The sequence below is a fragment of the Amycolatopsis sp. NBC_00438 genome (genome assembly GCF_036026695.1).
Classification (GTDB): Bacteria; Actinomycetota; Actinomycetes; order Mycobacteriales; family Pseudonocardiaceae; genus Amycolatopsis.
The window spans coordinates 9,500,265-9,526,121 of the sequence record NZ_CP107923.1; the positions used below are offsets into that span (position 1 = coordinate 9,500,265).

A 25,857-nucleotide genomic window follows, 5' to 3' on the forward strand; every position below is an offset into this window, starting at 1 on the left:
CCCGTCGGAGACGGCCGCGTCGAAAGCGGCGTGGATCGCCGCAGTTTCGGTTAAAGCGTCAGCGGAGTGCCTTCACCAATGCGGGAACGAAGACCGACGCGTCGACCGTGCCCCAGCCACTGGCGATGTCGAAACCCTTCGCCGCGGGGAAGCCGGTGACGCCGTCCTGGCTGTTGTCGCCTTCGGTGACGTCGACGATGCCCGCCTTGGCGCCGGCCGGGCCGAGCTTCGTGTACAGCACCGGGTTGATCTGGCCGAGCTTGCCGCCCTTGGCCTGCACGGCCAGCGCGAGCACACCGGCGAACAGCGGCGCGGACTGCGACGTGCCGAACACGCCTTCCATGCTGATGTCCGGGAACGAGCGCATCTTGCTGCCGGTGATCTTCTTGACGCCGTCCTGCCAGTTCGGCCGCGCGTACGTCTTGGAGAGGCCCGCGCCTTCGGAGAAGCCGTTGTCGGCGACGTTCACGACGTCGTCCGGCTTGGTGCGGGCCCCGGTCGTGTCGAGGTGCAGCTGGGTGCCGCCGAGCGTCGTGACACGCGGGTCGGACGCGGGCCAGCTGGCGACGCGGTACGGGTAGTTGCCCGGCCCGTAGAGGTAACCGCCGGTCGGGCCGTCGTCACCCGAGGAGGCGACCATCGTGATGCCGGCCTTGCTCGCACGCTCCAGCGCCGGGTCGAGTGTCTTGATCGAGTCGAACGACGGGAAATTCTCCTCGGTCGTGCCGAAGCTCATCGAGATGACGTCGGTCAGCTTGTGCTCGGTCAAGTAGTCGACCGCGTGCATCATCTCGGGCAGGCCGGTGAAGCCCTGCGTCTCGGCGACGGGCGTGGCCGCGACGATGATCTTCGCGTTCGGCGCCAGGGCGTGCATCATCGTGACGTCGAGGTCGGTCTCGCCGCCCCAGCCCTGGCAGGTCGCGGTGTCGACGCCGGGGTCGGTGCACGCCGGCACCGGGCCGGACGGCTGCAGGATCTCGACGTTCGCCGGCGGCAGGCCGTGGTTCTTCGAGTAGGTGTCGAGCACCTGCTTGACCTGGTCGTCGCCGAACGACACCAGCGTCGTGACCGTGCTGCCCGCGCCGGTGATGCCGTTGTTCCAGAGCTTCGTCGCGTTGTAGGCGGTGCTCTCCTTCGGCAGCGTCGACATCGCCGCTTCCAGCTTCGCGACCCGCTTCTGCACGGTGTCCGCGCCGACGAACGACTGCGCGGCCGCCGAGAAGTGGTGCTTCGACGGCTGGTGCCCGGCGTCCGGCGTGCTCGGCACGGGCGTCGCACCGGCGGGTACGGCGAACGCGGTCACGAGCAGGGTCGTGCTCGCGAGCAAACCGGCGGCAGCGCGCAGTCTCATGCTTTTCTCCCCTGGCTGAAGGAAACTCCGTCAGCCACTCTGGTCAGGACGGGGAGAAGGCAACATCGACTTTCGTCTTTCCTTTTAGGAGGAAAGCACCGCGAAGACGCTCGATGTCGTGATCGATACTTTCGTTTCAGCCTCCCTTTCGAGGACGACTCGCGTACCTGGATGGACGACTCGTGGTCAGCCTCCTTCCGAGCGGTCGCCTTGGAGGAGGCCGCGGACGGTGTCGATCGTGTCCGCGTCGGCGGCTTCCTTGTCCGGGCGGTAGCGGACCACCCGGGCGAAGCGCAGCGCGAGGCCGCCCGGGTAGCGCGTGCTGACCTGGGCGCTGTCCAGCTCGATCTCCACCACGACCTCCGGGCGGACGTACACCGTCCAGTCGTCGCGGTGGGTCTCGATCTCCTGGAACGTCGCCGTCTGCCAGGCGAGCAGCTCGTCGGTCATGCCCTTGAAGGTCTTGCCCACCATGATCGGCGGGCCGCCGTCCGGGTCGCGGGCGCCCAGGTGCAGGTTCGACAGCTTGCCCGTGCGCCGGCCGTGGCCCCACTCCGCCGCGAGCACGACCAGGTCGATCGTGTGCACCGGCTTGACCTTGAGCCACGCGCGCCCGCGCCGCCCGGCCGCGTACGGCGCCGCCAGGTCCTTGACCATCACACCCTCGTGCCCGGCCTCCATCGCCGCCTCCAGCACCTCGGCGGCGCGCGAAACGCCCACCTCGCCGGGGATCACGTGCGCCCCGGCGACCTTGCGCAGCGCCGCGTTGCGCTCGGATAGCGGCGCGTCCAGCAGGTCGACGCCGTCGAGGTGCAGGCAGTCGAAGAAGTACGGCCGCAGCAGCAGGGCCTTCACCTGCTCCTCGCGGGTGCTGCCGAACCGGCTCATCGTGTCCTGGAACGGCCGCGGACGCCCGGCGTCGGTCAAGGCCAGGGTCTCGCCGTCGAGTACCACCGATTCGCACGGCAGCGCCCGCACGAGTTCGACCAGCTCTTGCACGCTGCCGGTGATCTCGCGCAACGTCCGCGTCCAGACGTGCACCTCGTCACCTTGGCGGTGCACCTGGATCCGCGCACCGTCCATCTTGTACTCGACGATCGCCTCGGCGTGCTCGGTGACGGCCTCTTCCAGCGACCCCGCCGGCGACGCCAGCATCGGCCGGATCGGCGTGCCCAGGGTCAGCCGGAACTCCGCCAGCGCCGCCTGCCCGCCGGTCAGGGCCGCGACGCCGGTGGTCGGCAGCTTGCCGGACAGCATGAACGCCCGCCGGACATCGACGGCCGGGACGTCGGCCGCCGCCGCGACCGCGTCGACCATCACGCCCTCGAGCGCGCCTTGCCGCAGCTCGCCGGTGACCAGCCGGAACAGGAACTCCTGCTCGCCCTTCGTGAGCCGCACGAACAGCGCGCGCAGCACCTCCTGCCGCCGTGTCGACGAGCCGGTGCCGGCCGCCACACCGGCCGCCGACGTCAGCGCTTCGTCGACCTCCAGCACCGTCACCACCGGCTCCGGAGCGGGCGACGCGCCGAGCCCGGCCAGGGTGCGCCAGCCCGCACCCAGCCGGTCCTGCGCCGTCTGCCCGGTCAGGTACGCGATCACGACGGGCAGCTCCGCGACCTGGGCCGCGCGCAGCAGCGTGGCCAGGAGGGCGATCTTCGCCTTCCTGGACCTCGTCGCCGCCAGGTCGGCGGACGCCCGGACTATCTCGGTGAGCAACACCCGGACATCATGACCCGGACCACCGACAATTTCTCGGTGATCAGATGTCCGCCCTGGTGCAGACGGGGTCGAGCAGGCCGTCCTTGGCCACGCACGGCACGAACCCGGCGTCCTGCAGCTCGGCCCGCGCGGTCGGGCTCGCCAGGTAGTCCAGGAACCGCTTCAGCACGCTGCCGTTGTCGGGTACACCCTTCGTATACAGGTACTCGACGGTCCAGAACCGGTAGCCGGCGTCGATCGTCGTGACGTCGGGGTAGTGGCCGTCGAGCTGCACGACGCCGACCTGCCGGTCCTTCGCCGCGGCCGCCTTCGCCGCCGGGACGTCCGCGTACCCGATCGCCCCCGGCACCGCGCCGACCTCGGTGAGCACCTCGGCCGTCGTCCCGCGCTCGCAGCGCGTGGTCGCCGCCGCCGGATCGCGCTCGGGCTTGCGGCACGAGTCCGACGTCAGCCGGTCTTCCGCGCTGCCGAGCACCTTCTGCTCGAACGTCTTGCGGGTGCCCGACTCCTGCCCGCGCCCGACGATCCCGATCGGCACCGACGGCCCCGGCCGGAGCTGGTCCCAGTTGCGCACACGGCCGCTGAAGATGTCCTTGACCTGCTGGTTCGTCAGCCGGTCGACGCCGGCCGCGCGGTTGACGACCAGCGTGTAGACGACCACGGCGACGGCCTTCGCCTCGAGATCCGCGCCCGCTTCGCCCGACCGGCCGTCCGACAGCACCGCCAGCTCGTTCCGGCCCGCCGCGTCGACCGGCGCGAGCGCGCGGACGCCGGTGACGCTGCCGGTCGCGCGGGTCGTGATGGCCGCGCCATCGCACTGGCCGTGGTACTCGGCGGCGATGCCCTTGATGATCGGGACGAACGCGCTCGAGCCTTCGACCGACAGCTTCCCGGTGGCGCAGAGCGCGGTCTCGCCGGACGGCCGTGACCACGACACGAGCAGCGTCGCCAGCAGCGCGCCGGTCAGCAGCACCCCGACCGCCGTGGTGACGACCGGCCAGGTGACCCGCCGCTGCTTGCGGTCGTCCTTGATCCGGCCGGCGGCGAGCCGGGCGTAGTGCTCGATCTCCTTGCTGATCTCGCCGTCATGCCCGTCGGACTCGCGGAGCACGACGACCAGCTTGAACTTTTCCTTGCGCTTCAAGGAAAGCCGGGCGAACCGGACGCCGTGCCACTCGGGTGCTTCGGGCGCGGGTGTCTCGGCAAGCCGCTTGGGCAGCCACGCGCGCACCCTCGACAGCTTCGCGCCTTCCACCGGCCGCTGCGGGGTGTCGCGCGTGAAGAACTCCAGGCCGTCACGGACGTGCTGGCGCAGGCCGTCGTCGGTCGCGTCGGACACCCGCGCGTCCCAGACGATCCGGCTGCCGAAGGTGAACGACAGCGGGATTTCGAAGTCCTCCGGCGCGATGTCGAAGCCGCCGGTGTTGCGGACCCGGATCACCACGACGCTCATCCGGCTCAGCAGCCGCGCGGTGCGCTCCAGCTGCGGGTCTGCCTGTGCGGAACCGTTTTCACCGTCGTGGAGGTCGATCGGGGAGAGGCCGATCTTCGAGTTGTAGAGCACCCGGAACGCCAGCCGGCGGCGCCGGATGAAGTAGCGGTCCACGAACGGCGCGGCCATCGCGACCAGCGCGGCGAGGCCCAGGACGAGACTGCCCGAATCCGAGCTGAGGATCTCGGCGAGTGACTGCATCGTCGCGCCGACGCCCACCGTGCCGCTCCTCTACCCCCGACTCCCCAGGTGGACGAGCGTAGGCAGCCGTCACCCGCGGTGGGGGTGCGACGGCCGAGTGTTCACCGGTCGTTCACCGCTGGGGGCCTCGGCGATCCAGCTGGCCAGCAGGCCGAGTGCGCGGGCGGACTCCGACCCGGGTTCGGCGTGGTAGATCACCAGGCCCTGGTCCGGGTCGTCGGGCAGGCGCAACGTCTCGTAGCGCAGCCGCAGCTCGCCGACGACCGGGTTGAGCATGAGCTTCCAGCCCTGTGCCTTCTCCTGCACGTGGTGCTCGGCCCACAGCGTGCGGAACTCGGCGCTGGCCAGTGAAAGCTCGCCGATCAGCTGGGCGAACTTCGGGTCGCCGGGGTGGCGGCCGCTCTCGGCGCGCAGGTTCGCGACGAGCTCGCGGCACACCGCGTCGTACTCGGGGTGCAGCTGCTTCGCGCGCTCGTCCAGGAAGAACAGCTTCGGCATGCTGCGCTCGTCGAGGTTGCCGAAGTCGAACGCGACCGCGCCGCCGAGCGCGTTCCACGCCAGGACGTCCAGGTAGGAGCCGAAGATGAACGCCGGTGCCTGGAGGGCGTCCAGCATCAGCTGCAGCTCGGGCCGGATCCGCTGGGGCCCGAGCCGGTCACGCCGCTTCGGCGCGGCGAGGTTGCGCAGGTAGGACTCCTCGTCCGGGCGCAGCCGCAACGCGCGGGCCAGCGCGTCGAGGATCGCCTCCGAGACGTTCTTCGCGCGGCCCTGCTCCAGGCGCGTGTAGTAGTCGACGCTGATGCCCGCGAGCTGCGCGATCTCCTCGCGGCGCAGCCCGGCCACCCGGCGCCGGGTGATCCCCTGCGGCAGGCCGACCTCGTCCGGTTCGAGGGCGGCACGGCGCGCCTTCAGGAAGGCGCCGAGCTCGGCTGCGTCACTCATGCCTCCAGTATCCCCGGCGCACGACGTCCAGCCTGGTACTGCCGGACCCAGGCGGGACGCGGCCTGGCTCGGCCCCCGGACCGCTCGCAAGGTGGAGGCATGAAACGACGAATTCTGGGTGGCACGGGGATCTCGGTCAGCGAGTACGCGTTCGGCGCCATGATGCTCGGCCAGTGGGGCAACCCGGACCACGAAGAGGGCGTCCGGATGCTGCACACCGCGCTCGACGCCGGCGTCAACTTCTGGGACACCGCGGACATGTACTCGAACGGCGAGAACGAGCAGATCGTCGGGAAGGCCTTGAAAGGCCGCCGCGACGACGTCGTGCTCGCCACCAAGGGCTTCTTCCAGATGGGCTCGGACCCCAACCAGGGCGGTCTTTCGCGGCGCTGGCTGACCCGCGCACTGGACGACAGCCTGCGGCGGCTCGACACCGACTACGTCGACCTCTACCAGGTCCACCGGCCGGACCCGGCGACCGACATCGAGGAGACGCTCTCGGTGCTGACGGACTTCGTGCGGTCCGGGAAGGTGCGCGCGATCGGGTCGTCGGACTTCCCGGCCGAGCAGATCGTGGAAGCCCAGTGGGTGGCGGAAAAGCGCGGCCTGGCGCGGTTCCGCGCCGAGCAGCCGCCGTACTCGATCTTCAACCGGGCGATCGAGGCCGCCGTGCTGCCGACCGCGCGGAAGTACGGCATGGGCGTGCTCACGTGGAGCCCGCTGGCCAGCGGCTGGCTGTCCGGCAAGTACCTGAAACCGTCCGATGTGGACCTGTCCGAAGGCCGCCGGACGTTGCAGGCGCACAAGTTCGACCCGGCGCTGCCGGAGAACGCCGTCAAGTTCGACGCGATCGCGCAGCTGAAGAAGATCGCCGACGACCTGGGCCGGCCTCTCACGCACCTGGCGACGGCGTTCGTCCGCGCGCACCCGGGCGTGACGTCGGCGATCATCGGCCCGCGCACGCCCGCTCAGCTCGACGACCTGCTTGCCGGCGCCGATCTGGAGCTGGACGACGACGTGCTGGACCGGATCGACGAGATCGTCCCGCCGGGCACGGACCTGAACCCGGCGGAGAAGGACTACACCCCGCCGGCGCTGGCGGACAAGCACCTGCGCCGGCGGTAGCCGCTCGCTCCCGAACCGTCACTTTCCCTAGGAAAGATGCGACACCTCACGGAGACTTCACTTGCCGCCGCGGGCCATGCGGAGCACGTCGAGGGCTTCGTCGAGCTGGGCTTCGGTGAGCTTGCCGTCCTTGACGTGGCCGCGTTCGAGGACGACCTCGCGGATCGTCTTCAGCTCCTTCAAGGCCTGCTTCGCGACCGCGGCGGCTTCTTCGTAGCCGATGTAGGAGTTGAGCGGCGTCACGATCGACGGCGAGCCTTCGGCGTACTGCCGGGTGCGCTCGACGTTCGCCGTGACGCCGTCGAACACCTTGTCCGCCAGCAGCCGCGAGACGGCGGCGAGCAGCCGGGCCGACTCGAGGACGTTGCGGGCGATCACCGGCAGGTTGACGTTGAGCTGGAAGTTACCCGCCGCGCCGGCGAAGGCGACGGCCGCGTCGTTGCCGATCACCTGCGCGACGACCTGCAGCGTCGCCTCCGGGATCACCGGGTTGACCTTGCCGGGCATGATCGACGAGCCCGGCTGCAGGTCCGGCAGGGCCAGCTCGCCGAGGCCGGTGCGGGGGCCGGAACCCAGCCAGCGCAGGTCGTTCGCGATCTTGTTGAGCGAGACGGCGAGGGTGCGCAGGTGCCCGGACGTCTCGACGACGCTGTCCTGCGTCGCCTGCGCCTCGAAGTGGTCGCGGGCCTCGGTCAGCGGCAGCCCGGTCACCTCGGCGAGCTCGGCCGCGACGGCCGCGCCGAAGCCGTCGGGCGCGTTCAGCCCGGACCCGACGGCGGTGCCGCCGATCGGCAGCTCACCGAGGCGCGGCAGGCCGGACTTCAGCCGTTCGATGCCGAAGCGGACCTGCGACGCCCACGCGCCGGCCTCCTGGCCCAGCGTGATCGGGACGGCGTCCATCAGGTGCGTGCGCCCGGACTTCACGACGTCCGTCCACTCCGCGGCGCGCGTCTCGATCGCGCCGGCGAGGTGCTCGAGCGCCGGGACGACGTCCTTGAGCACGGCTTCGGTCGCGGCGACGTGGATGGTCGTCGGGAAGGTGTCGTTGGAGGACTGCGACGCGTTGACGTGGTCGTTCGGGTGCACGTCGCGGCCGAGGGTCCGGGTGGCGAGGGTGGCGATGACCTCGTTGGCGTTCATGTTCGACGACGTGCCCGAGCCGGTCTGGAAGACGTCGATCGGGAAGTGCGCGTCGTGGGCGCCCTCGGCGACCTCGTCGGCGGCCTTGGCGATGGCGTCGGCGACATCGGCGTCGAGCACCCCGAGCTTGCGGTTCACGCGCGCGGCGGCGGCCTTGAGCAGGCCGAGCGCGCGGATCTGGGCACGCTCCAGGCCCCGGCCGGAGATGGGGAAGTTCTCCACGGCCCGCTGCGTCTGCGCGCGGTAGAGAGCGTCGACCGGCACGCGGACCTCGCCCATCGTGTCGTGTTCGATCCGGTATTCCTGGTCAGCCATGACACCGATTCTGGACCTGTTCGAGGGTTGTCGCGTGGTGGCGTTGCGCACCCCTGCGGCGCGAGTGGCCCGCTGGTGCCGGTTCGGTCGCGAACGGGCCGTTGGTGCCGGGTGGCGGTGCGAGTGGCCCTTTCGCGCCAGCGGCCGGGGCGCGAGTGGCCAGTTAGTGCCGGTTCGGTCGCGAACGGGTCGGCTGGTGCCGGTTCGGTCGCGAACGGGCCTCTGCTGCCGGTTGGCGGTGGGTGCGAGTGGCCCTTTCGCGCCGGTGGGGCGGTGAGCGGTCCGTCCGTGCCATGTCGCGTGGGCTTGCGCGAGTGGCCCTTTCGTGCCGGATCGGTCGCGAACGGGCCATTGGTGCCGGGTGGCGGTGCGAGTGGCCCTTTCGCGTCAGCGGCCGTGGCGCGAGTGGCCCTTTGGCGCCGAATTGGTCGCGAACGGGCCGTTGGCGCACGGCCGCAGGGAGGCGCGAACGGTCCTTTCGAGCCGCCCACGGCGCGAGTGGCCCGTTCGTGCCGTGTCGACCAGCCCCGCGCGAGTGGCCCTTTCGCGCCGGACCGAACCGGCGCGAGCGGTCCGTTCGCACCGCGCGCGTCGCGAACGGACCGTTCGCGACGTCGGCCGGGCCCGCCACAACCCGACCATCGGCCGGCCGCGTCGTGGCGTCGACCACCCCACGAGCCCGGCGAGGCTAGGATCGGGTGTGTTCTCGATCACCGCCATCCACCACTGGCTGGAGCGAGCATGACTGAAGCTTCTGGGGACTCCTACGACCTCGTGATCATCGGCGCGGGCCCGACCGGCCTCTTCGCCGCCTACTACGCCGGGTTTCGCGGGCTGTCGATGGCCATCGTCGACTCGCTGCCCGAGCCCGGCGGCCAGGTGACCGCGATGTACCCCGAGAAGATGATCTACGACGTCGGCGGGTTCGCCGCGGTCAAGGGGCGCGACCTCGTGGACGGGCTCGTCCAGCAGGCCGCGCCGTGGAAGCCGGCCTACCTGCTGGGGCGCAAGGCCGAGAAGCTGGAGACTCTCGAAAACGGCGTGGAACTCACCCTCGACGGCGGTGAGACCCTCCGCGCCGGCGCCGTGCTGATCACCGCGGGCATCGGCGAGTTCACCCCGCGTCCGCTGCCCGCGGGCGACGGCTGGCTCGGCCGGGGCATGGTGCACTTCGTGCCGTCGTTGCAGGCGCACGCCGGGCAGCACGTGGTGGTCGTCGGTGGCGGCGACTCGGCGTTCGACTGGGTGCTCGCGCTGCACCCCGTCGCGGCCAGCGTGACGCTCGTGCACCGCCGCGCGAAGTTCCGCGCCGCCGAGTCGATCGTCCGGCAGGCTCGTGAGCTCGGCACCCGGATCATCACCGACGCCGAGGTCACGGCGTTCGTCGAGGACGCGAGCGGCGCGCTCGAAGCCGTCCACGTCTCGGTGAAGGCCGCCGGCGAGGAGCGGCTGCCGGCCAACTCCGTCGTCGCCGCGCTCGGGTTCACCGCCGACCTCGGGCCGATCGAGAGCTGGGGTCTGGAGATCGACCACCGCGCCATCGCCGTCGACTCGACGATGGCGACCCCGCGCGAACGCGTCTACGCGGCGGGCGACGTGGCCGCCTACCCGGGCAAGGTCAAGCTGATCGCGACCGGCTTCGGCGAGGCCGCGACGGCCGTCAACAACATCGCCGTCGCCCTCGACCCGGACGCGCACCTGTTCCCGGGCCACTCCAGCAACGCCGAGTAGGTCAGGCCTTCGTCTTCTCCGCGATCCACGGCGCGTAGGCGACGACGGACGTGTAGATCGACGGCGCCGTCGCGCACACCGGGCTGTCGTTGCCCGGGCGGCTCGTGACGCCGGCCAGCAGCCAGTGGTCGCCGTCGCGCACGACTTCCGGGCCGCCGGAGTCGCCGAAGCACGCCCCGGCGGTGCCGCCCGGGTTGTCCGTGCACAGCTCGGCCGTGCCGTCGAACACCGACGTGCACTTCGAGCCTTCGACGATGTGCGTGTCGAGCTGCTGCAGCGCCGTCGGGATCTGGCCGCAGTTCACCTTCGGGCAGGTCTGGCCCCAGCCGAGGATCCGGGTCGCCGTCCCCGGTGCCGCCGCCGTCGCGATCGCGATCGGCGCCGCCTTGGCCGGCGCCGCGAGCCGCAGCAACGCGATGTCGCCCGCCGGGTTCTGCGTGTCGAACGCCGGGTTGACGATGATCTCGGCGGGCCGCGCGACCTCGCCGCCCTGCCCGGAGTCGTTCGACCCCAGCCGCAGCGACACCGCGGACGGCGCCTTGTCGAAGACGCAGTGCGCGGCCGTGACCACCCACGCCGGGGCGATCAGCGCGCCGGCGCAGAACAGCTTGCCGGACGTCGAGTGCAGCGACACCGCGAACGGGTACGGCTGGTCGGCGACGGCGCCGCCGACGATGCCGGGTTCGGCCGCGGCGGTGCCCGGGACCAGAACGAGCGCGAGGACCGTCAGCAGTGCCAGCAGTCGCCTGGTCACGAATCTCCTTTACGGCAGCGGGGGCACCACGTCGTCGTCGCCGGCGCTCAGGTTGCCGTCGAAGTCGATCGAGGAGTACGCCCGGAGCTTGTCGAGCCGGTGGTAGCCGTCGATCATTCTGACGGTCCCGGACTTGGACCGCATCACGATGGACTGCGTCGTCGCGCCGCCCTCGCGGTAGTTGACGCCGCGGAGCAGGTCGCCGTCGGTGACGCCGGTGGCGCAGAAGAAGACGTTGTCGCCGCGCACGAGGTCGTCGTTGAGCAGGACGCGGTCGAGGTCGTGCCCGGCGGCGATGGCCTTCTCGCGCTCGGCGTCGTCCTTCGGCCACAGCCGGCCCTGCAGCTCGCCGCCGAGGCACTTCATCGCGCAGGCCGCGATGATGCCCTCGGGGGTGCCGCCGATGCCGATCAGCATGTCGACGCCGGTGGTCGGGCGGGCCGCGGCGATCGCGCCCGCGACGTCGCCGTCGGAGATGAAGCGGATCCGCGCGCCGGCGTCGCGGACCTCCTTGATGATCTGCTCGTGGCGCGGGCGGTCCAGGATGCACACCGTGACGTCGCCGACGCTGCTGTTCTTCGCCTTGGCGACCCGGCGGATGTTCTCCGCGATCGGCGCGCCGAGCTCCACCTTGCCCGCGGCTTCCGGCCCGACGGCCAGCTTCTCCATGTAGAACACCGCGGACGGGTCAAACATCGCGCCGCGCTCGGCGACCGCGAGCACCGCGAGGGCGTTGGGCATGCCCTTGGCCATCAGCGTGGTGCCGTCGACCGGGTCGACCGCGACGTCGCAGTCCGGGCCGTCGCCGTTGCCGACCTCTTCGCCGTTGAACAGCATGGGCGCTTCGTCCTTCTCGCCCTCGCCGATCACCACGACGCCGCGCATGGACACGGTCGACACCAGCTGGCGCATCGCGTCGACGGCCGCGCCGTCCCCGCCGATCTTGTCGCCGCGGCCGACCCAGCGGCCGGCCGCCATCGCGGCGGCTTCGGTCACCCGGACCAGCTCCATCGCGAGGTTGCGGTCGGGCGCTTCACGGCGTTGTGGGGCGCTGGAGCTGGTCATGCGGGCCTCCCGGAATGCGGAGTTCGGCGGACGCCCAGTCTCTCAGATACCGCGGGTCGGTCGAGGCACCGACGGCATGGCGAACGTCACTGGCCGTTGCCGGGCTCGTCCTCGACGGACGCCAAGGCGGCTTCGACGCGCTCCCGGGCGCCCTCGAGGTGCCGCTCGCAGACCTTCGCGAGCTTCTCGCCCTTCTCCCACAACTCGAGCGACTGCTCGAGCGACAGCCCGCCGGCTTCGAGCTCGCGGACGACCTCGACGAGGCGGTCACGGGCCTGCTCGTAGCCGAGTTCCTCAGTGGCTGGTTCGCTCACGCTGGACGTTCTCCGACCTTCCGGGATGGGTTGTGGGCGCACACTACCGCGCTCGCCATCGCGTGGTCGTACCCGACGAACGCCAGCGCGAACTCCTGCCCGTCACCCTCCGCGATCGCCTCTTCGAGGTTTTCCTGCGCCCCGGCCACCCGCTTGCGGTGCCCGGCGCCCTCGGCGAACCACCAGCGCGAACCGACCTGCATCGACGTCGCCTCGGAGAGCCGCCGCAGCTGCGGGCCCAGGTCGCGGCGGGCGGCGGTGCCGCAGCCGGCGAGCAGCGCCGTCCAGCATTCGGCGGCCGCCCGATCGGTGCGGATCGCCTGGTCCAGCAGCGGACGCGCGCCCAGCTGCCGGGCCGCGTCCATCGTCAGCGGGAGGAACGTCGCTGCCCGAGGATTCACTCCCGTGCTCCTTCCGCCACCGCCGTGATCGCGCCGTCGCCCACGCGCACGCGCAGCTGGGCACCGGCCTCGACTTCGGAGACGGAGCGGAGTACCTGGAGGTTGCCTTCGGCGTCGAGGAACTGCACGACCGCGTAGCCGCGTTCCAGCGTCGCGGCCGGCCCGAGCGCGGTGAGCCGGGCCCGCGCGCTGGCGATTTCGGCCTGGTCCTTGGCGAGCAGGGTCAGCATGGCGCGGCGGGCGCGTTCGCGGTGCACGTCGACGTCGTCCTGGCGCCGCTGGACCGGGCCGAGCGGATCGGCCAGCGCCGGGCGGCTGCGCAGCTGGGTCAGCAGCCGGGTCTGGGTGTCGACCCAGCCGTGCAGCGCGCGGCGGCCGCGATCGCGCATCTGGTGGACGCGCTGGGTCTCCTCGCGGACGTCCGGCACGATCCGCTTGCTCGCGTCGGTCGGCGTCGAGCAGCGCAGGTCGGCGACGTAGTCGAGCAGCGGGGTGTCGGGCTCGTGCCCGATCGCGCTGACCACCGGTGTCCCGGTGGCCGACACCGCGCGGCAGAGCGCCTCGTCGGAGAACGGCAGCAGGTCTTCGACGCTGCCGCCGCCGCGGGCGATGACGATGACGTCGACGTCCGTGTCGGCGTCCAGCATCCGCAGCGCGCGCATGATCTGCGGAACCGCCTGCGAACCCTGCACGGCGGTGTTGAAGACCTTGAACTGCACGTGCGGCCAGCGCGCCTGGGCGTTGACCAGGACGTCCCGCTCGGCCGCCGACGCACGGCCGGTGATCAGGCCGACGCCCCGGGGCAGGAACGGGATCGGCCGCTTGCGCTGCGCCGAGAAGAGGCCTTCGGCGGTGAGCAGCTTCTTCAGGCGTTCGATCCGGGCCAGCAGCTCACCGATGCCGACGGCGCGGATCTCGTCGGCGCGCAGGCTGATCGTGCCGCGGCCGAAGAAGAACGACGGCTTCGCGTGCACGACGACGCTGGCGCCCTCGCGCAGCGGCGGCTCCATCTCGCGGATCAGCCAGTTCGGGCAGGTGACCGACATCGAGACGTCCGCGGACGGGTCGCGCAGCGTCAGGAACGCGGTCTGCGTGTTCGGCCGCGAGTTGACCTGGGTGACCTGACCTTCGACCCAGACGCTGCCGAGCCGGTGGATCCAGTCGCCGACCTTGCGCGCGACCGTGCGGACCGGCCAGGGGTTTTCGGCGGTGCTCGAGGGTGCCGGCGCGGATTCGGTGCTCACGGGCCTTCCGTGCCGTCGCCGGACTCTTGCGCCTTGCGGGCGTTGGCGATCCGGCGGCTCAGCATCCCGGTGAACGACGAGCGGTCGGCGTGGGCGCGCTCGTACTCGAGGATCGTCTCGAGCTGCGGGATCGAGAACTGGCGCAGCCGGGCCCGCAGCTGCGGCAGCGTGAGCTGGTCGTAGCCGGTCAGCCCGGCGGGACCTTCGTACCCGCCGGCGCTGGTCTTCGGGATTTCGCTCTTGGCCTTCTTGTCGATCTTGGGGGTGCCGGGCTTCGGCTTGGAGGCTTTCTCCGGCGCGTTTTCGGGCGCGTCGAACTCGCCGTCGGCGTGGTCCTCGGCGAGCGCGCGCTCTTCGTCGGCCCACGGGTCACCCAGTTCCGCTTCGAAGTCGGAAAGTGACGGAACGTGACCGTTGACCTCCGAACGGGGTTCGGGCACGTCGGCGACCGGCGTGAGGTTGGGCCGGACGGGCGGGACGTCGAGGTCTTCGTCGAAGGTCGCCCAGCTGGGGGTGTCCTCGACGGGCCGCAGGTTCGACAGGGCGTTGTCGCCCTTGATCGCCAGCTCGGTGACGTGCTGCTGCACCCGCATGGAGGCCTGCAGGACCTGGCTGACGACGGTCACCGGGAGCCCGGCGAGCTGCCGGGGAAGCTCACGAACCCGCTCGGCGGTGCTGACGGCGAGGCCCGCGGCGACCCGGAGGGGGAGCGGGAATGGCTTCATACGTCTAGCCTGCCGCATTTACGCCATCCTGCCCAACCCAAAGGGTGGGTTCGGGCGCGTTGCGTGACCCCGCGCACAGCACGACAGGGGGACGAAGCTCACCCGAAAGGGACTGCGGGTTCGCCCGCGGACTGCCCGTACCCTGGGTGCCATGAGTTCAGCGAGTCCCGGAATCGAGCCCGCGGGTACCCCGACGATCACCGGAACCGCCTCCGGCAAGAAGCGCGTGCTGCTCGCGAAGCCGCGTGGCTACTGCGCCGGCGTGGACCGCGCGGTGATCGCCGTCGAGAAGGCCCTCGAGGTCTACGGCGCCCCCGTGTACGTGCGCAAGGAGATCGTCCACAACCGCCACGTGGTCGAGACGCTGCGCGAGCGCGGCGCGATCTTCGTCGACGAGACGTCCGAGGTGCCCGAGGGCGCGCTCGTGGTGTTCTCCGCCCACGGCGTCTCGCCGATGGTGCACGCGGAGGCGGCGGACCGGAACCTGCGCACGATCGACGCGACCTGCCCCCTGGTGACGAAGGTGCACAAGGAGGTCAACCGGTTCGCCAAGGACGACTACGACATCCTCCTGATCGGCCACGAAGGCCACGAAGAGGTCGAGGGCACCGCCGGTGAGGCGCCGGACAAGGTGCAGCTGGTCGACAAGGCCGAGGACGTCGACAAGGTCGAGGTGCGCGACCCGTCGAAGGTGATCTGGCTGTCCCAGACGACCCTGTCGGTCGACGAGACGATGGAGCGGGTCGACCAGCTCCGCGAGCGGTTCCCCGGTCTGGCGGACCCGCCCAGCGACGACATCTGTTACGCCACCACGAACCGCCAGGTCGCGGTCAAGGCGATGGCGGCCGAGTGCGACCTGGTCCTGGTGGTCGGCTCGACGAACTCGTCCAACTCGAAGCGCCTGGTCGAGGTGGCCCTGAAGGCGGGCGCCGACACGTCGTACCTGATCGACTTCGCCCGCGAGATCGACGAAGCCTGGCTGGAGGGCGTCACCACGGTGGGCGTCACCAGCGGCGCGTCGGTCCCGGACGTGCTGGTGATGGAGGTCCTCGACTGGCTGGCCGAGCGCGGCTACGCCGACGTCGACGAGGTCACCACGGCGAACGAGAAGATCACCTTCGCGCCGCCGAAGGAGCTTCGCAAGGTCTGAGTTCCTCTGGACGCTTCGGCGGCGGGCCGGGTTTCGGCTCGCCGACAGAGCTTCGTGCCCCGAAGCTTGAGCGGTTCCGGCGGCGAGTCGATCTTCGGCTCGCCGCCGGGTGCTTTCCGAGATGAGCCCCTTACCCGGCGGCAGAACCTGCTGGGGCGTCCGATGGGTGAGCGCCACCCCTTCTCCGCCTCGCTCTCGCGGCCGTCGGACGAGATCCGGGATCTCGGGAGCGGACTCGCCGAGTGAGTCGACACCCGGCCGGGAGCGTCGCTGCGGCGGGTCGATACGTCCGGGGATCGCGCTCGGCCGCGCGTCGGTGGCAGAGGTCGCCGCGGTGGTGAGCCGTGTGGTCCGAACCATCGCGCCTGAACGCCGAAGGCGGTCACCTCCCGCAGGAAATGACCGCCTTCGGTGATACGTCAGCGTTCTTCGTCGTCCCAGGGACGGTTCCGTCGCGGCGGAGCACCACGTCCACCCGCCGAGGGGCGGCGGGGCGGCGGTGTGTCACGGCCGTCTTCGGCCGGGGGCCGCGGCCGGCGGCGCGGGGCGGCGTCGCCGCGGGGCTCGCGCCGGCGAGGGTCGGCCTCTTCCGGGCGGGGGCGGCGGTTCGCCGGCGGGGGCTTGCGGGTGCCGCGGGTGCCCGGGTCGCGCTCGGCGGGCGCACCCGCCGCACGAGGGGCGCGGCGCTCACCTTCCGCGGGCGGACGCGGCCGCCGGGGCGGTTCGCCTTCACGGCCACGGCGGGCACCTTGCGGCACGGGCGTCTGACCGGTGCGGCTCGAGCCGGGCGGCCGCGGCCGCCCACCCGCCGACGTCGCCGCGGCACGAGCCGCGGGCTTCTCGTCGTCCTCGTCCGCGCGACGGCGGTCGGCCTTGCCACCCTTGCCGCCCTTGACCTTCGCCGGGGCGTCCGGGTCCTTCTCGCGGAAGATCCGGACGAACCCGATCAGCAGCGTGACACCGGTGGTGATCGCCATCATCGGGAAGCCGTTGATCAGCGGGGTGCCGATTTTCAGCGCCTTCGAAAGCATGTCGTCGCCGCCCTGCGACCCGGAGGTCAGCAGGATCACGCTGGGCACGGTCACGGCCAGCACCAGCGGCGGCATCACCATCGGCCCGAAGATGCCCCTGCGCCGCACCGCGCAGACCGCGATCACCGCGCCCAGGACGTAACAGACCGTGAAGATGACGGGGATGCTGTTCTGGCTCGGCTTGCCGATGAGGGCACCGACGACCGCCAGGCCGAGGCCGACCAGGACCGCCGCCCACCAAGGGAGTCCACGCCTCGAACCGACGACTGGACGCTCGTCCCACGGCACGGGGACGTCGTCGGCATCTGGATCGCTCTGGCGATCGCGAATCGCGGTCACGAGACAACACCGTATCTCGTGGTTGTGAAGATCTTGCTAGCACCGCCGCCGACTTGGTTGTACCGCCACCCGGCGGCGTGAGCCGAATGGCTGCGGGCACTCACCGCGGACAGCCGTCATCGGCATCTCCCGGAGTGCTCGATCGGTGCCGGCCGTGACTCGCCACGGGGAGCATCGTCGCTGGTAGGACGGTTACCGGCCACCTCGTGGCCACCTTTTGGACACTGCTCCGCCAGGTAGGCCGGATGGCCGTGTCCGGGTGCTGTCCGCCGAGGTCACAAACTGCCGCACCGAGTGACGCGAGTCAGCCGCTCGGGTACGTCCGTCCGAGGCCGCCTCCACCGCGCCGGGTCCGGCCGCCGACGCTGTCCGGCCTTGCCTGCCCGGGCCGTACCTCGCCGCGAGCCCGTCGAACGGCTCGATGGCTCAGCGCGACCAGCCGAGGTCGTCCTCGCCAAACCGGTGACCCGTCGCCGCGTTCGCAGGGCCCACATCGCGACACCGTTCAGGCGGTTGCCGCCCGTTCCGGAGCCCGGCTCCGGGCCAAGCGGGGCGCCCCGCCGTGACGGTGAGTCAGCCGATCACCCGTGGTCCAGTCCTTTCAGCTCGCCGCCAGTTCGTCCCCCTTCCGCACCTGGGGCACCGCGGCCGGACTCCCCGACGCGTCCGTCAAGGGAGCCACCGTCGCCCGGAACGTCTCCAGGGCTTCCAGTTCCCGCCGTCGCGCCGAAAGGAACCGCTGCAGGTGCGTGCTGGACAGGTTGAGCGCCTCCACCGCGCCGCCCGCGGCCCGGTGCGCCGCGGCCGCGCCGGCCCGGACCTGCTCGACGTCGGCCTCCAGCGTGCGGTCGGTCGCCGCGAACAGGGCCGCCGAGGCCAGCACGCCGAAGCCCGTCGGCCCGCACAGGAACACCCGCCGGTCGATCAGCCAGCGCAGCAGTTCCGGGTCGGTGTCCAGCGCCGCGACCACGGCGGCGTCGGACGGGACGAACATGATCGTGCCGTAGATCGCGTCCGCCCAGCGCTGATAGCCCTTGCCGGCCAGCTCGGCCGCCCGGGACCGGATCTGCCGGACGTGCGCGCGCAACGCGTCCAGCCGTTCCTCCGGGTTGTCGGTCTCGATCGCTTCGGCCCAGGTCGCCATGCTCGCCTTGGCGTCGACCGGGACCGTGCGCCCGCCGCCGACGCTCAGCACCATGTCCGGTTTCGCCGCGCCGCCACCGGCCAGGTCGGTCTGCAGGGTGAAGTGCAGGTCTTCGCGGAGCCCGAGCGCCCGCGCCGTCTCGACCAGTACCTGCTCGCCCAGCTCGCCGCGCCCGCTGATCGACGCGAACGCCACCTCGTACCGGCGCAGCGCGAGCTGCTGCTGATCCGCCTTCGCCCGCTCGGCCGCGACCAGCCGGGCCGCCGCGTCCGCGCGCCGCATCCCGTCGTTGTACAGCCGCCACAGCACCGCGACCGCGATCAGCAGCAGGACCGCGAGCACGACCGCCGCCGTGGTCAGCACTGTCGCCACCTGAATCTCCTCCCTCGGGGCCGCTGGATCGGACCGCGCAGACATCATGACGGACCCCACCGACAAAAAACGCACCCGACCCGTCGCTCTGGGTAGCTGACCTGGGAACACTTCGAATTCGGGCAGGGCGTGTCCGAGCAAGCCACTCTCGTGCTCGTACACACGTTCGAGTGGGATGGCGGCGAGCCTCCGCGATTTCGTCGGAGCCGGGTCGTACCTTGGCCCGGTGAGATTCCTGCACACGTCCGACTGGCACCTCGGCCGCACCTTCCACGGTGCGGACCTGCTGGCGGAACAGGAAGCGGTGCTCGGGCACCTCGCCGACCTCGTGGCCGGCGAGGCGATCGACGTCGTCCTGGTGGCGGGGGACATCTACGACCGCGCGGTGCCGTCGGCCGAGGCCGTGCGGGTGGCCACCGCGGCGGTCGCCCGGATCCGCGCGGCCGGCGCGCAGCTGATCGTCACGCCCGGCAACCACGACTCCGCTCCCCGGCTCGGCGCGTTCGCCGAGTTCGCCGCCGCCGGCGGGCTGCACCTGCGCACCACCGTCGGGGGCCTCGCCGAACCGGTGCTGCTCGACGACGACCACGGCCCGGTCGCGTGTTACGGCATCCCTTACCTCGAACCGGAACCGTCGCGGCACGCGCTGGGCGTGCCGGAGGCGCGCGGGCACACGGGCGTGCTCACCGAGGCCATGCGCCGGATCCGCGAAGACCTCGCCACCCGCCCCGGCGTCCGGTCGGTCGTGCTTGCGCACGCGTTCGTCACCGGTGGCGAACCGACCGATTCGGAGCGGACGATCGCGGTCGGGGGCGTCGAACAGGTGCCCGGCTCGGTTTTCGACGGCGTCGACTACGTCGCGCTCGGCCACCTTCACGGCCCGCAGACCCTCGCCGAGCACCTGCGCTACTCCGGAAGCCCGCTGGCGTACTCGTTTTCCGAGGCGCGGCAACGCAAATCGGTCTGGCTGGTCGACCTGGACGCCGACGGGCTCGCCGAAGTCCGCCGGCACGAGCTGCCGGTGCCGCGGGCCCTGGCCACCCTGCGCGGCGAACTCGAAGACCTGCTCGTGGCCCCGGAACACGACGTGTTCCTCGAGCACTTCCTGTCGGTCACGGTCACCGATCGCGTCCGCCCGGTGGACGCGATGCGCCGGCTGCGCGTGCGGTTCCCGCACGCCGTGCACGTGGAGTGGGAGCCCGAAGGCGGGTACGCGGGCGCCCCGCTGCGGTACTCCGACGCCGTCCGCGGCCGCTCCGACATCGAGATCTCGCGCAGCTTCCTCGACGACTGCCGCGGTGCCCCGCCGAGCGAACGCGAAGAGAAGCTCCTGTTCCACGCACTCGAAGCGGCCGACCGGGGGGCGCTCGCGAAATGAGGCTGCACAGGCTGGAGGTCGAGGCCTTCGGGCCGTACCTCAAGCGCCAGGTGGTCGACTTCGAGGTGCTCGGCGCGGACGGGCTCTTCCTCCTCCACGGCGAAACCGGCGCGGGCAAGACCACGCTGCTCGACGCGATCGCGTTCGCCCTGTTCGGCGTGGTCCCGGGCGCCCGCAACGAGGCGAAGCGGCTGCGCTGCGACCTGGCCGTGCCGGATCAGGTCACCGAGGTCGCGCTGGAGCTCACCGTGCAGGGGCACCGGCTGAAGATCGTGCGCAACCCCGAGTACCAGCGGCCGAAGCGGCGTGGCGAGGGCACGACAACGCAGCAGGCGAAGGTGTCGCTGAGCTGGATCGGCACCGCGCCGGCCGGGCTCGCGCCGGAGGGCCTGATCCGGATCGAGGAGGTCGCGCGCACGGTCGAGCGGCTGCTCGGGATGACCGCGGCCCAGTTCTTCCAGGTGGTGCTGCTGCCGCAGGGCGAGTTCGCCCGGTTCCTGCGCTCGGACACCGCCGAGCGCGAAAAGCTGCTGGAACGGCTGTTCGGCACCGAGCGCTTCGCCGACGTCGAACGCTGGTTCGCCGACCTGCGGGCCGAGCGCGGCCGGGAGCTGGAGGCGCGGCAGCAGTCCGTGCGCGAGCTGCTGGCGCGGTATGGCCAGGAGGCCCAACAGGATCCGCCCGAGTCGGAGCCCGCGGAGTGGGTGGACGCGGTGCTCGCGGCGGCCACCGAACGCGTCGGGCAGGTCACGGCGGAGGAGGAACGGGCGCGGGCCGCGGCCCAGCGGGCGGACGCGCATCTGCAGGAGGAGCGCGCCGACGCGGAGAAGATCCGCCGGGTTCGCACCGCGCACTTGCGGCTGCTCGAGATCACCGAGCAGGCGCCCCAGCGTGCCGAGTGGGCCCAGGAAGTCGCGGCCGCGCGGCGGGCGGCGGGCGTGGCCGTCGAGGCGGACCTGCTGGACCGGCGGACCGCGGAGCTGACCGACGCCGAGCAGGCAGAGAAGGCGTGCGGCGCAGAGCTGCGGGAGTTCGGTACCCGTGCGACTGGCGACCTGAAGGCGCGAGCGGCGACCGCGCGCGAAGAAGCGGGTGCGGTCGCCGAACTGGTCGCCGAGGCCGAGCAGCAGCAGGTCGACATCATGCGGCGCGACGACCTGAAGCTGTCCTCCGTCACAGCCGCGAAGCAGGCTGAAGAACTGACCGCCGAGCTGGCCGCGATCCCCGGCCAGCTGGCGAAACTGCGGGCGGACGCGCTCGCGGCGGCCGAAGCCGAAGCCAAGCTCGACGGGGCTCGCGCCCGCGTCGACGAGCTGCGGGCCGTGGCGCGCGACGCGGCCGAACTGCCCGAGGCGCAGGCGAAAGTCGGTCGGGGCGAAGCGAAACTGCGCGAAGTCGTCGACACGCACCAAGCGGCCCGGCAACGGCGGCTCGACCTGCGCGAGCGGCGGCTCGACGGCATGGCGGCCGAACTCGCCGCCGCGTTGCCGGAAGGCGCGCCCTGCCCGGTCTGCGGCTCCGCGGAGCATCCGGCGCCGGCGAACCGGAACGCGATACTCGTCGATCCGGCCGAAGAGCGGGCCGCCGAGGAAGCCGAGCAGGCGGCGGACGCGATGCGGCAGCGGGTCGTCACCGCGCTGGAAGAGGCGAAGGCGCGGCTGGCGGGGCTGATCGAGCGGCTGGAGGGGCGGACCGCCGAGACCGTCACGGCCGAGCTGTCCGAAGCCCGAGCGACAGTCACCACGCTGACCCAGCAAGCCGAAGCGAAGGCGAAACTCGGTCAGCAGGTCGTGCTGCTGGAGCGGGACCTGGAGCTGCGGACGGAACGTCGTCGCCGGGCCGAGCAAGCGGTGGCCGAGGCCACGGCGGACGTCCGGTCCCTGGAAGAACGGCTGGCCGAGCGGGAACGCCGGTTGGTCGCCGGGCGCGGCGAGTTCGCGGACGTCGGGGCGCGGCGGACGCACCTGGTCGGGCTGGCCGAGGCCCTCGAAGCCGTCGCCGAGGCGCGGACGGCGGTCACCGGTGCCCGGGAACGGGTCGCGCAGCAACGCACGCTGGTTGACGCGGCGGTCAAGGCCAAGGGCTTCACGTCGCTGAAGAAGGCGCGCTCGGCGATGCTGCCGGACGAGCAGATCGAAAAGCTGGAACAAGGCATCGCCGAGGCCGAGGCGACCGCGGCGGGCGCGCGGGCGCTGCTGGCCGAGCCGGACCTGTTCGGCATCTCGCCGGACGACGTCGCCGACGTCGGGCGCGCGGCCGACGCCGCCGAACTGGCGCGCGCGGCCGCCGACACGGCGTACGCGGCCTTGCGCGTTGCCGCCTCCCAGCACGTAGAGCTGACCCGGCTGGCCGGACTGCTGCGGAAAGCACTCGCCGGGTTGGCACCGGCCGAAACCGAGTACGCGGAGCTGCGCGCTCTGGCGGACGTCGTCAACGGGCGCGGGCAGAACAGCCGGAAGATGTCGCTGCGCTCGTACGTGCTGGCGGCGCGGCTGGAGGAGGTGGCGGTCGCCGCCACGCACCGGCTGCGCACGATGAGTCAGGGGCGCTACGCGTTCGTGCACTCGGACGCGGCCGGCGCGCGCGGCACCCGCGGCGGCCTCGGCATCGACGTGCTGGACGACTACTCGGGCACCATCCGCCCGGCGAAGACGCTGTCCGGCGGCGAGTCGTTCCTGGCGTCGCTGGCGCTGGCGCTGGGGCTGGCGGACGTCGTCGCCGGCGAGACCGGTGGCGCGCTGCTGGACACGCTGTTCGTCGACGAGGGCTTCGGCACGCTGGACGCCGAGACCTTGGACGTCGTGATGAACATCCTCGACGAACTCCGCGCCGGCGGCCGGGTGGTCGGGCTGGTGTCGCACGTCGAGGAACTGCGGCAGCGCATCCCGACGCGGCTGCGGGTCCGCAAGGCCCGCACGGGCTCGACCTTGGAGGTGCGCGCGGGCTGACGCCTCGGCCAAGATGAAGTCATGACCGACCAGCTGCCCGAGGGCCTGCCCCGCTACCGCGTGCTCACCGGCCCGGACGACGCGAAGTTCTGTCACCGGGTGAGCGAGGCGCTGGAGCTCGGCTACCGCCTGCACGGCTCGCCGGCGGTCACCTTCAACGGCGAGCAGGTGATCGTGGCTCAGGCCCTGCTCTGGCCGGGCGAACAGGCCTAGCACCCGGCTCGCCGACTGCCGCGGCTCTTGGCGGTGGCCAAGACTTGCTACCTGCGCCCTTGCCCGGGGGTGGCGGCGCACTCGAATCGTCCCGGCTGCGCCCATTGTCGAAGCTCACGGCCGCTTTGTGCGGGCTGCCGAGCCCGCCGGATCCGCGCGCCACAGGTACATCCCGGCGTAGGAACACCACGGCGTCCACCGCCTGGCCCGCTCCGAGAGATCCCTCACGCCCAGCGCCGCCGCGCCCCGCTGCAGGGCGGCGTCGCCGGTCAGCAGGACGTCCGGCGCACCGAGGACGCGCATCAGCACGTAGTCCGCTGTCCACGCGTCGACCCCCGGGCACGCGAGCAGCTCCGCCCCCAGGTCCGCCGCGCCGCGTCCGACGTGCACGTCCAGCCGGCCCTCGGCCAGCGCCGCGGCGACGCCGGCCACCCGTGGTGGTCCCGCCGTCGCGAGCTGGGCCGCCGTCGGGAACAACCTCGTCACCCCCGCTTCGCCCGGCACCTCGGCGCCGAGGACGTCCGGCACCTCCCGGCCGAGCAGGGCGCGCAGCAGCAGCTCCTCACCGTCGACCGCGCCCGGGACGCGGATCCCGGGCACCGCAGCCACGACCGGTGCCAGCGCGGGGTCGGCGCCGAGCACGCGCGTGACCGCCGCCGGGTCGGCGTCGAGGTCCAGCAGGCGGCGGACCCGGCTGACCGCGCTGCTGAGATCACGCAGGTCGGCGAGCTGCAGCTCGCAGCGCACGTGGTCCGGCTCCGGCGTCAGCCGTACGACGCCGGAGCCGTGCGCGAGGCGCAGCGTGCGGGTGTACGTCCCGTCGATGACGTCTTCGACGCCCGGCACCGCCCTGTCCGCGAAGAAGCGAAGCAGCCCGACGGCGTCGAAAGGCGGCCTGAACGGCAGCCGCAGGCTGAGCCGCGTTCCTCCGACGTCACCCTGACGTCTACGCCGCGAAGCAGCGAAGGCGCGAAGCTGCGAAGGCGTTGTCGCGAACACTTCGCGGATCGTCTCGTTGAACTGCCGGACGCTGGAGAAGCCCGCCGCGAACGCGACGTCGGTCAGCGGCAGCCCGGACATCTCGATGAGCAGCCGCGCCGAGTGCGCGCGGTGGGCCCGGGCGAGCGCGAGCGGACCGGCGCCCAGTTCGGCGGTGAGCACCCGGCCGAGCTGGCGCTCGGAGTAGCCGAGCCGTCGTGCGAGGCCCGGGACGCCTTCGCGTTCGACAGTCCCGTCGGAGATCAGGCGCATCGCCCGCGCCGCGAGGTCGGCGCGCAGGTTCCAGTCCGGCGACCCGGGCACGGCGTCGGGGAAGCAGCGGCGGCAGGCGCGGAAGCCGTTGGCCTGTGCCGCCGCCGACGTCGGGTAGAAGCGGACGTTCTGCACCTTCGGCGTCGACGCCGGGCACGACGGCCGGCAGTAGATGCCGGTGGTGCGGACCGCCATGATGAACTGGCCGTCGAAGCGCGGGTCGCGGGCGGTGACCACGCGGTAGCAGCGCTCGGCGTCGCGCCAGAGCGCCGGGGCTTCGGCGACCGCCGTGTTCGGGACCATGAATCCCAGCCTGCCACCAGGTCAGCACCGCGACTGGCGGGAATCCGACACGGCGTTCGGCCTGGTCGTGAGCCCTGACGGCGTCCGCGGACCGGCCACGTAGACTTCGGGGTCGTGAGCCTCACCCTCGGTATCGTCGGCCTGCCCAACGTCGGCAAGTCCACCCTGTTCAACGCGCTGACCCGCAACGACGTGCTCGCCGCGAACTACCCGTTCGCGACGATCGAGCCGAACGTAGGCGTGGTCCCGCTGCCGGACCCGCGGCTGGACAAGCTCGCCGAGCTGTTCAAGTCGGAGAAGACCGTGCCGGCCGTGGTGTCCTTTGTGGACATCGCAGGCATCGTGAAGGGTGCCTCCGAGGGCGCCGGGCTGGGCAACAAGTTCCTCGCGAACATCCGTGAGGCCAACGCGATCTGCCAGGTCATCCGCGTGTTCGACGACCCGGACGTGATCCACGTCGACGGCAAGATCGACCCGCTGAGCGACATCGAGACGATCAACACCGAGCTCATCCTGGCCGACCTGCAGACGCTCGAGAAGGCCGTCTGGCGCCTGGAGAAGGAAGCGCGGACCAAGAAGGAAGCGAAGCCCGCGCTCGAGGCCGCGCAGAAGGCGAAGGAAATCCTCGACAGCGGCCGCACGCTCTTCTCCGCGCAGAAGGACGTCGACCTCGAACTGCTTCGCGAGCACAGTCTCCTGACCACGAAGCCGTTCCTGTACGTCTTCAACGCCGACGAAGGCGTCCTCACCGACGAAGCCCGCCGCGAGGAGCTGACCAAGCTGGTCGCGCCGGCCGACGCGGTGTTCCTCGACGCGAAGGTCGAGCAGGAGCTGCTGGAGCTGGACGACGAGGAGTCGGTGCGCGAGCTGCTCGAGTCGGTCGGCCAGCCGGAGCCGGGCCTGTACTCGCTGGCCCGCGCCGGCTTCCACACCCTCGGCCTGCAGACCTACCTGACCGCGGGCCCCAAGGAGTCGCGCGCCTGGACGATCCCGCAGGGCGCGACGGCCCCGCAGGCCGCGGGCGTCATCCACACGGACTTCGAGCGCGGCTTCATCAAGGCGGAGATCGTCTCGTACAACGACCTGATGGACGCCGGCTCGATGGCGGCGGCCCGGGCCGCGGGCAAGGTCCGCATGGAGGGCAAGGACTACACCATGACGGACGGCGACGTGGTGGAGTTCCGCTTCAACGTCTAGTCCGCGGGGAAA

21 protein-coding genes are annotated in these 25,857 nt (G+C 71.8%); 7 read left to right on the plus strand and 14 right to left on the minus strand.

The window, feature by feature from the left end; translation table 11 throughout:
• Nucleotides 1–58: 58 nt before the first annotated feature.
• From OG494_RS43910 to OG494_RS43925, 4 genes are all read right to left on the minus strand, one after another.
• Nucleotides 59–1,351 carry a S53 family peptidase gene (locus OG494_RS43910; RefSeq protein ID WP_328449066.1) on the minus strand — a complete coding sequence of 431 codons (1,293 nt, stop codon included), beginning with the start codon at nucleotides 1,349–1,351 and terminating at the stop codon, nucleotides 59–61.
• Nucleotides 1,352–1,537: 186 nt separating this feature from the next.
• Nucleotides 1,538–3,070: an ATP-dependent DNA ligase gene (locus OG494_RS43915; RefSeq protein WP_328449068.1), complete on the minus strand. Its 1,533-nt coding sequence runs from the start codon at nucleotides 3,068–3,070 to the stop codon at nucleotides 1,538–1,540.
• A 40-nt stretch (nucleotides 3,071–3,110) separates the two neighbouring features.
• A complete protein-coding gene (locus tag OG494_RS43920; protein ID WP_328449070.1) occupies nucleotides 3,111–4,781 on the minus strand; it encodes a PstS family phosphate ABC transporter substrate-binding protein in 1,671 nt (556 codons plus the stop codon).
• Nucleotides 4,782–4,832: 51 nt separating this feature from the next.
• Nucleotides 4,833–5,705: a helix-turn-helix transcriptional regulator gene (locus tag OG494_RS43925; RefSeq protein WP_328449071.1), complete on the minus strand. Its 873-nt coding sequence runs from the start codon at nucleotides 5,703–5,705 to the stop codon at nucleotides 4,833–4,835.
• 99 nt (nucleotides 5,706–5,804) lie between these two features.
• Between OG494_RS43925 and OG494_RS43930 the strand changes: the two genes are divergently transcribed.
• Entirely contained in the window at nucleotides 5,805–6,830 is a 1,026-nt protein-coding gene (locus tag OG494_RS43930) for an aldo/keto reductase (protein WP_328449073.1), read from the plus strand.
• 57 nt (nucleotides 6,831–6,887) lie between these two features.
• Here OG494_RS43930 and OG494_RS43935 read toward each other — a convergent pair whose 3' ends face one another.
• Nucleotides 6,888–8,285 (minus strand): class II fumarate hydratase, encoded by a 1,398-nt coding sequence (locus tag OG494_RS43935; RefSeq protein ID WP_328449075.1) that lies wholly within the window; start codon nucleotides 8,283–8,285, stop codon nucleotides 6,888–6,890.
• 741 nt (nucleotides 8,286–9,026) lie between these two features.
• Here OG494_RS43935 and OG494_RS43940 point away from each other — a divergent pair.
• Entirely contained in the window at nucleotides 9,027–10,016 is a 990-nt protein-coding gene (locus OG494_RS43940; RefSeq protein ID WP_328449076.1) for an NAD(P)/FAD-dependent oxidoreductase, read from the plus strand.
• Nucleotide 10,017: 1 nt separating this feature from the next.
• Here OG494_RS43940 and OG494_RS43945 read toward each other — a convergent pair whose 3' ends face one another.
• The 6 genes from OG494_RS43945 to OG494_RS43970 form a co-directional block, all read right to left on the minus strand.
• Complete coding sequence (locus OG494_RS43945) at nucleotides 10,018–10,770, minus strand: S1 family peptidase (protein ID WP_328449078.1); 753 nt, start codon at nucleotides 10,768–10,770, stop codon at nucleotides 10,018–10,020.
• A 9-nt stretch (nucleotides 10,771–10,779) separates the two neighbouring features.
• Nucleotides 10,780–11,835 (minus strand): class II fructose-bisphosphatase, encoded by a 1,056-nt coding sequence (gene glpX / locus OG494_RS43950; protein ID WP_326957893.1) that lies wholly within the window; start codon nucleotides 11,833–11,835, stop codon nucleotides 10,780–10,782.
• An 86-nt stretch (nucleotides 11,836–11,921) separates the two neighbouring features.
• A complete protein-coding gene (locus tag OG494_RS43955) occupies nucleotides 11,922–12,149 on the minus strand; it encodes an exodeoxyribonuclease VII small subunit (RefSeq protein ID WP_328449083.1) in 228 nt (75 codons plus the stop codon).
• Nucleotides 12,146–12,514 carry a hypothetical protein gene (locus OG494_RS43960; protein ID WP_328459204.1) on the minus strand — a complete coding sequence of 123 codons (369 nt, stop codon included), beginning with the start codon at nucleotides 12,512–12,514 and terminating at the stop codon, nucleotides 12,146–12,148. The genes OG494_RS43955 and OG494_RS43960 overlap by 4 nt, the downstream gene beginning before the upstream one ends.
• Nucleotides 12,515–12,546: 32 nt before the next feature.
• Nucleotides 12,547–13,794 (minus strand): exodeoxyribonuclease VII large subunit, encoded by a 1,248-nt coding sequence (xseA, locus tag OG494_RS43965; RefSeq protein ID WP_328449085.1) that lies wholly within the window; start codon nucleotides 13,792–13,794, stop codon nucleotides 12,547–12,549.
• Nucleotides 13,791–14,519, minus strand: coding sequence for a lipid droplet-associated protein (locus OG494_RS43970; protein WP_328449086.1), 729 nt, complete (start codon nucleotides 14,517–14,519; stop codon nucleotides 13,791–13,793). Before OG494_RS43970 ends, xseA begins: the two co-directional genes overlap by 4 nt.
• A gap of 151 nt (nucleotides 14,520–14,670) precedes the next feature.
• Between OG494_RS43970 and OG494_RS43975 the strand changes: the two genes are divergently transcribed.
• Nucleotides 14,671–15,669 (plus strand): 4-hydroxy-3-methylbut-2-enyl diphosphate reductase, encoded by a 999-nt coding sequence (locus tag OG494_RS43975; protein ID WP_328449087.1) that lies wholly within the window; start codon nucleotides 14,671–14,673, stop codon nucleotides 15,667–15,669.
• 419 nt (nucleotides 15,670–16,088) lie between these two features.
• On the opposite strand, the gene OG494_RS43980 is transcribed toward OG494_RS43975, so the two are convergent.
• Nucleotides 16,089–17,039 carry a DUF6542 domain-containing protein gene (locus tag OG494_RS43980; protein WP_328449088.1) on the minus strand — a complete coding sequence of 317 codons (951 nt, stop codon included), beginning with the start codon at nucleotides 17,037–17,039 and terminating at the stop codon, nucleotides 16,089–16,091.
• 601 nt (nucleotides 17,040–17,640) lie between these two features.
• A complete protein-coding gene (gene rmuC / locus OG494_RS43985; RefSeq protein ID WP_328449089.1) occupies nucleotides 17,641–18,555 on the minus strand; it encodes a DNA recombination protein RmuC in 915 nt (304 codons plus the stop codon).
• Between the two features lie 226 nt (nucleotides 18,556–18,781).
• Between rmuC and OG494_RS43990 the strand changes: the two genes are divergently transcribed.
• The 3 genes from OG494_RS43990 to OG494_RS44000 are packed head-to-tail and all read left to right on the plus strand — an operon-like array spanning nucleotide 18,782 to nucleotide 23,094.
• Entirely contained in the window at nucleotides 18,782–19,933 is a 1,152-nt protein-coding gene (locus OG494_RS43990) for an exonuclease SbcCD subunit D (protein ID WP_328449090.1), read from the plus strand.
• Nucleotides 19,930–22,881: an SMC family ATPase gene (locus OG494_RS43995; RefSeq protein WP_328449092.1), complete on the plus strand. Its 2,952-nt coding sequence runs from the start codon at nucleotides 19,930–19,932 to the stop codon at nucleotides 22,879–22,881. The genes OG494_RS43990 and OG494_RS43995 overlap by 4 nt, the downstream gene beginning before the upstream one ends.
• Nucleotides 22,882–22,902: 21 nt before the next feature.
• Nucleotides 22,903–23,094, plus strand: coding sequence for a DUF1737 domain-containing protein (locus OG494_RS44000; protein WP_328449094.1), 192 nt, complete (start codon nucleotides 22,903–22,905; stop codon nucleotides 23,092–23,094).
• Between the two features lie 114 nt (nucleotides 23,095–23,208).
• Here the strand turns inward: OG494_RS44000 and OG494_RS44005 are convergent, their stop codons facing one another.
• Complete coding sequence (locus OG494_RS44005; RefSeq protein ID WP_328449096.1) at nucleotides 23,209–24,648, minus strand: DNA-3-methyladenine glycosylase 2 family protein; 1,440 nt, start codon at nucleotides 24,646–24,648, stop codon at nucleotides 23,209–23,211.
• Nucleotides 24,649–24,762: 114 nt separating this feature from the next.
• Between OG494_RS44005 and ychF the strand changes: the two genes are divergently transcribed.
• Entirely contained in the window at nucleotides 24,763–25,845 is a 1,083-nt protein-coding gene (gene ychF / locus OG494_RS44010; protein ID WP_328449098.1) for a redox-regulated ATPase YchF, read from the plus strand.
• Nucleotides 25,846–25,857: the final 12 nt, after the last annotated feature.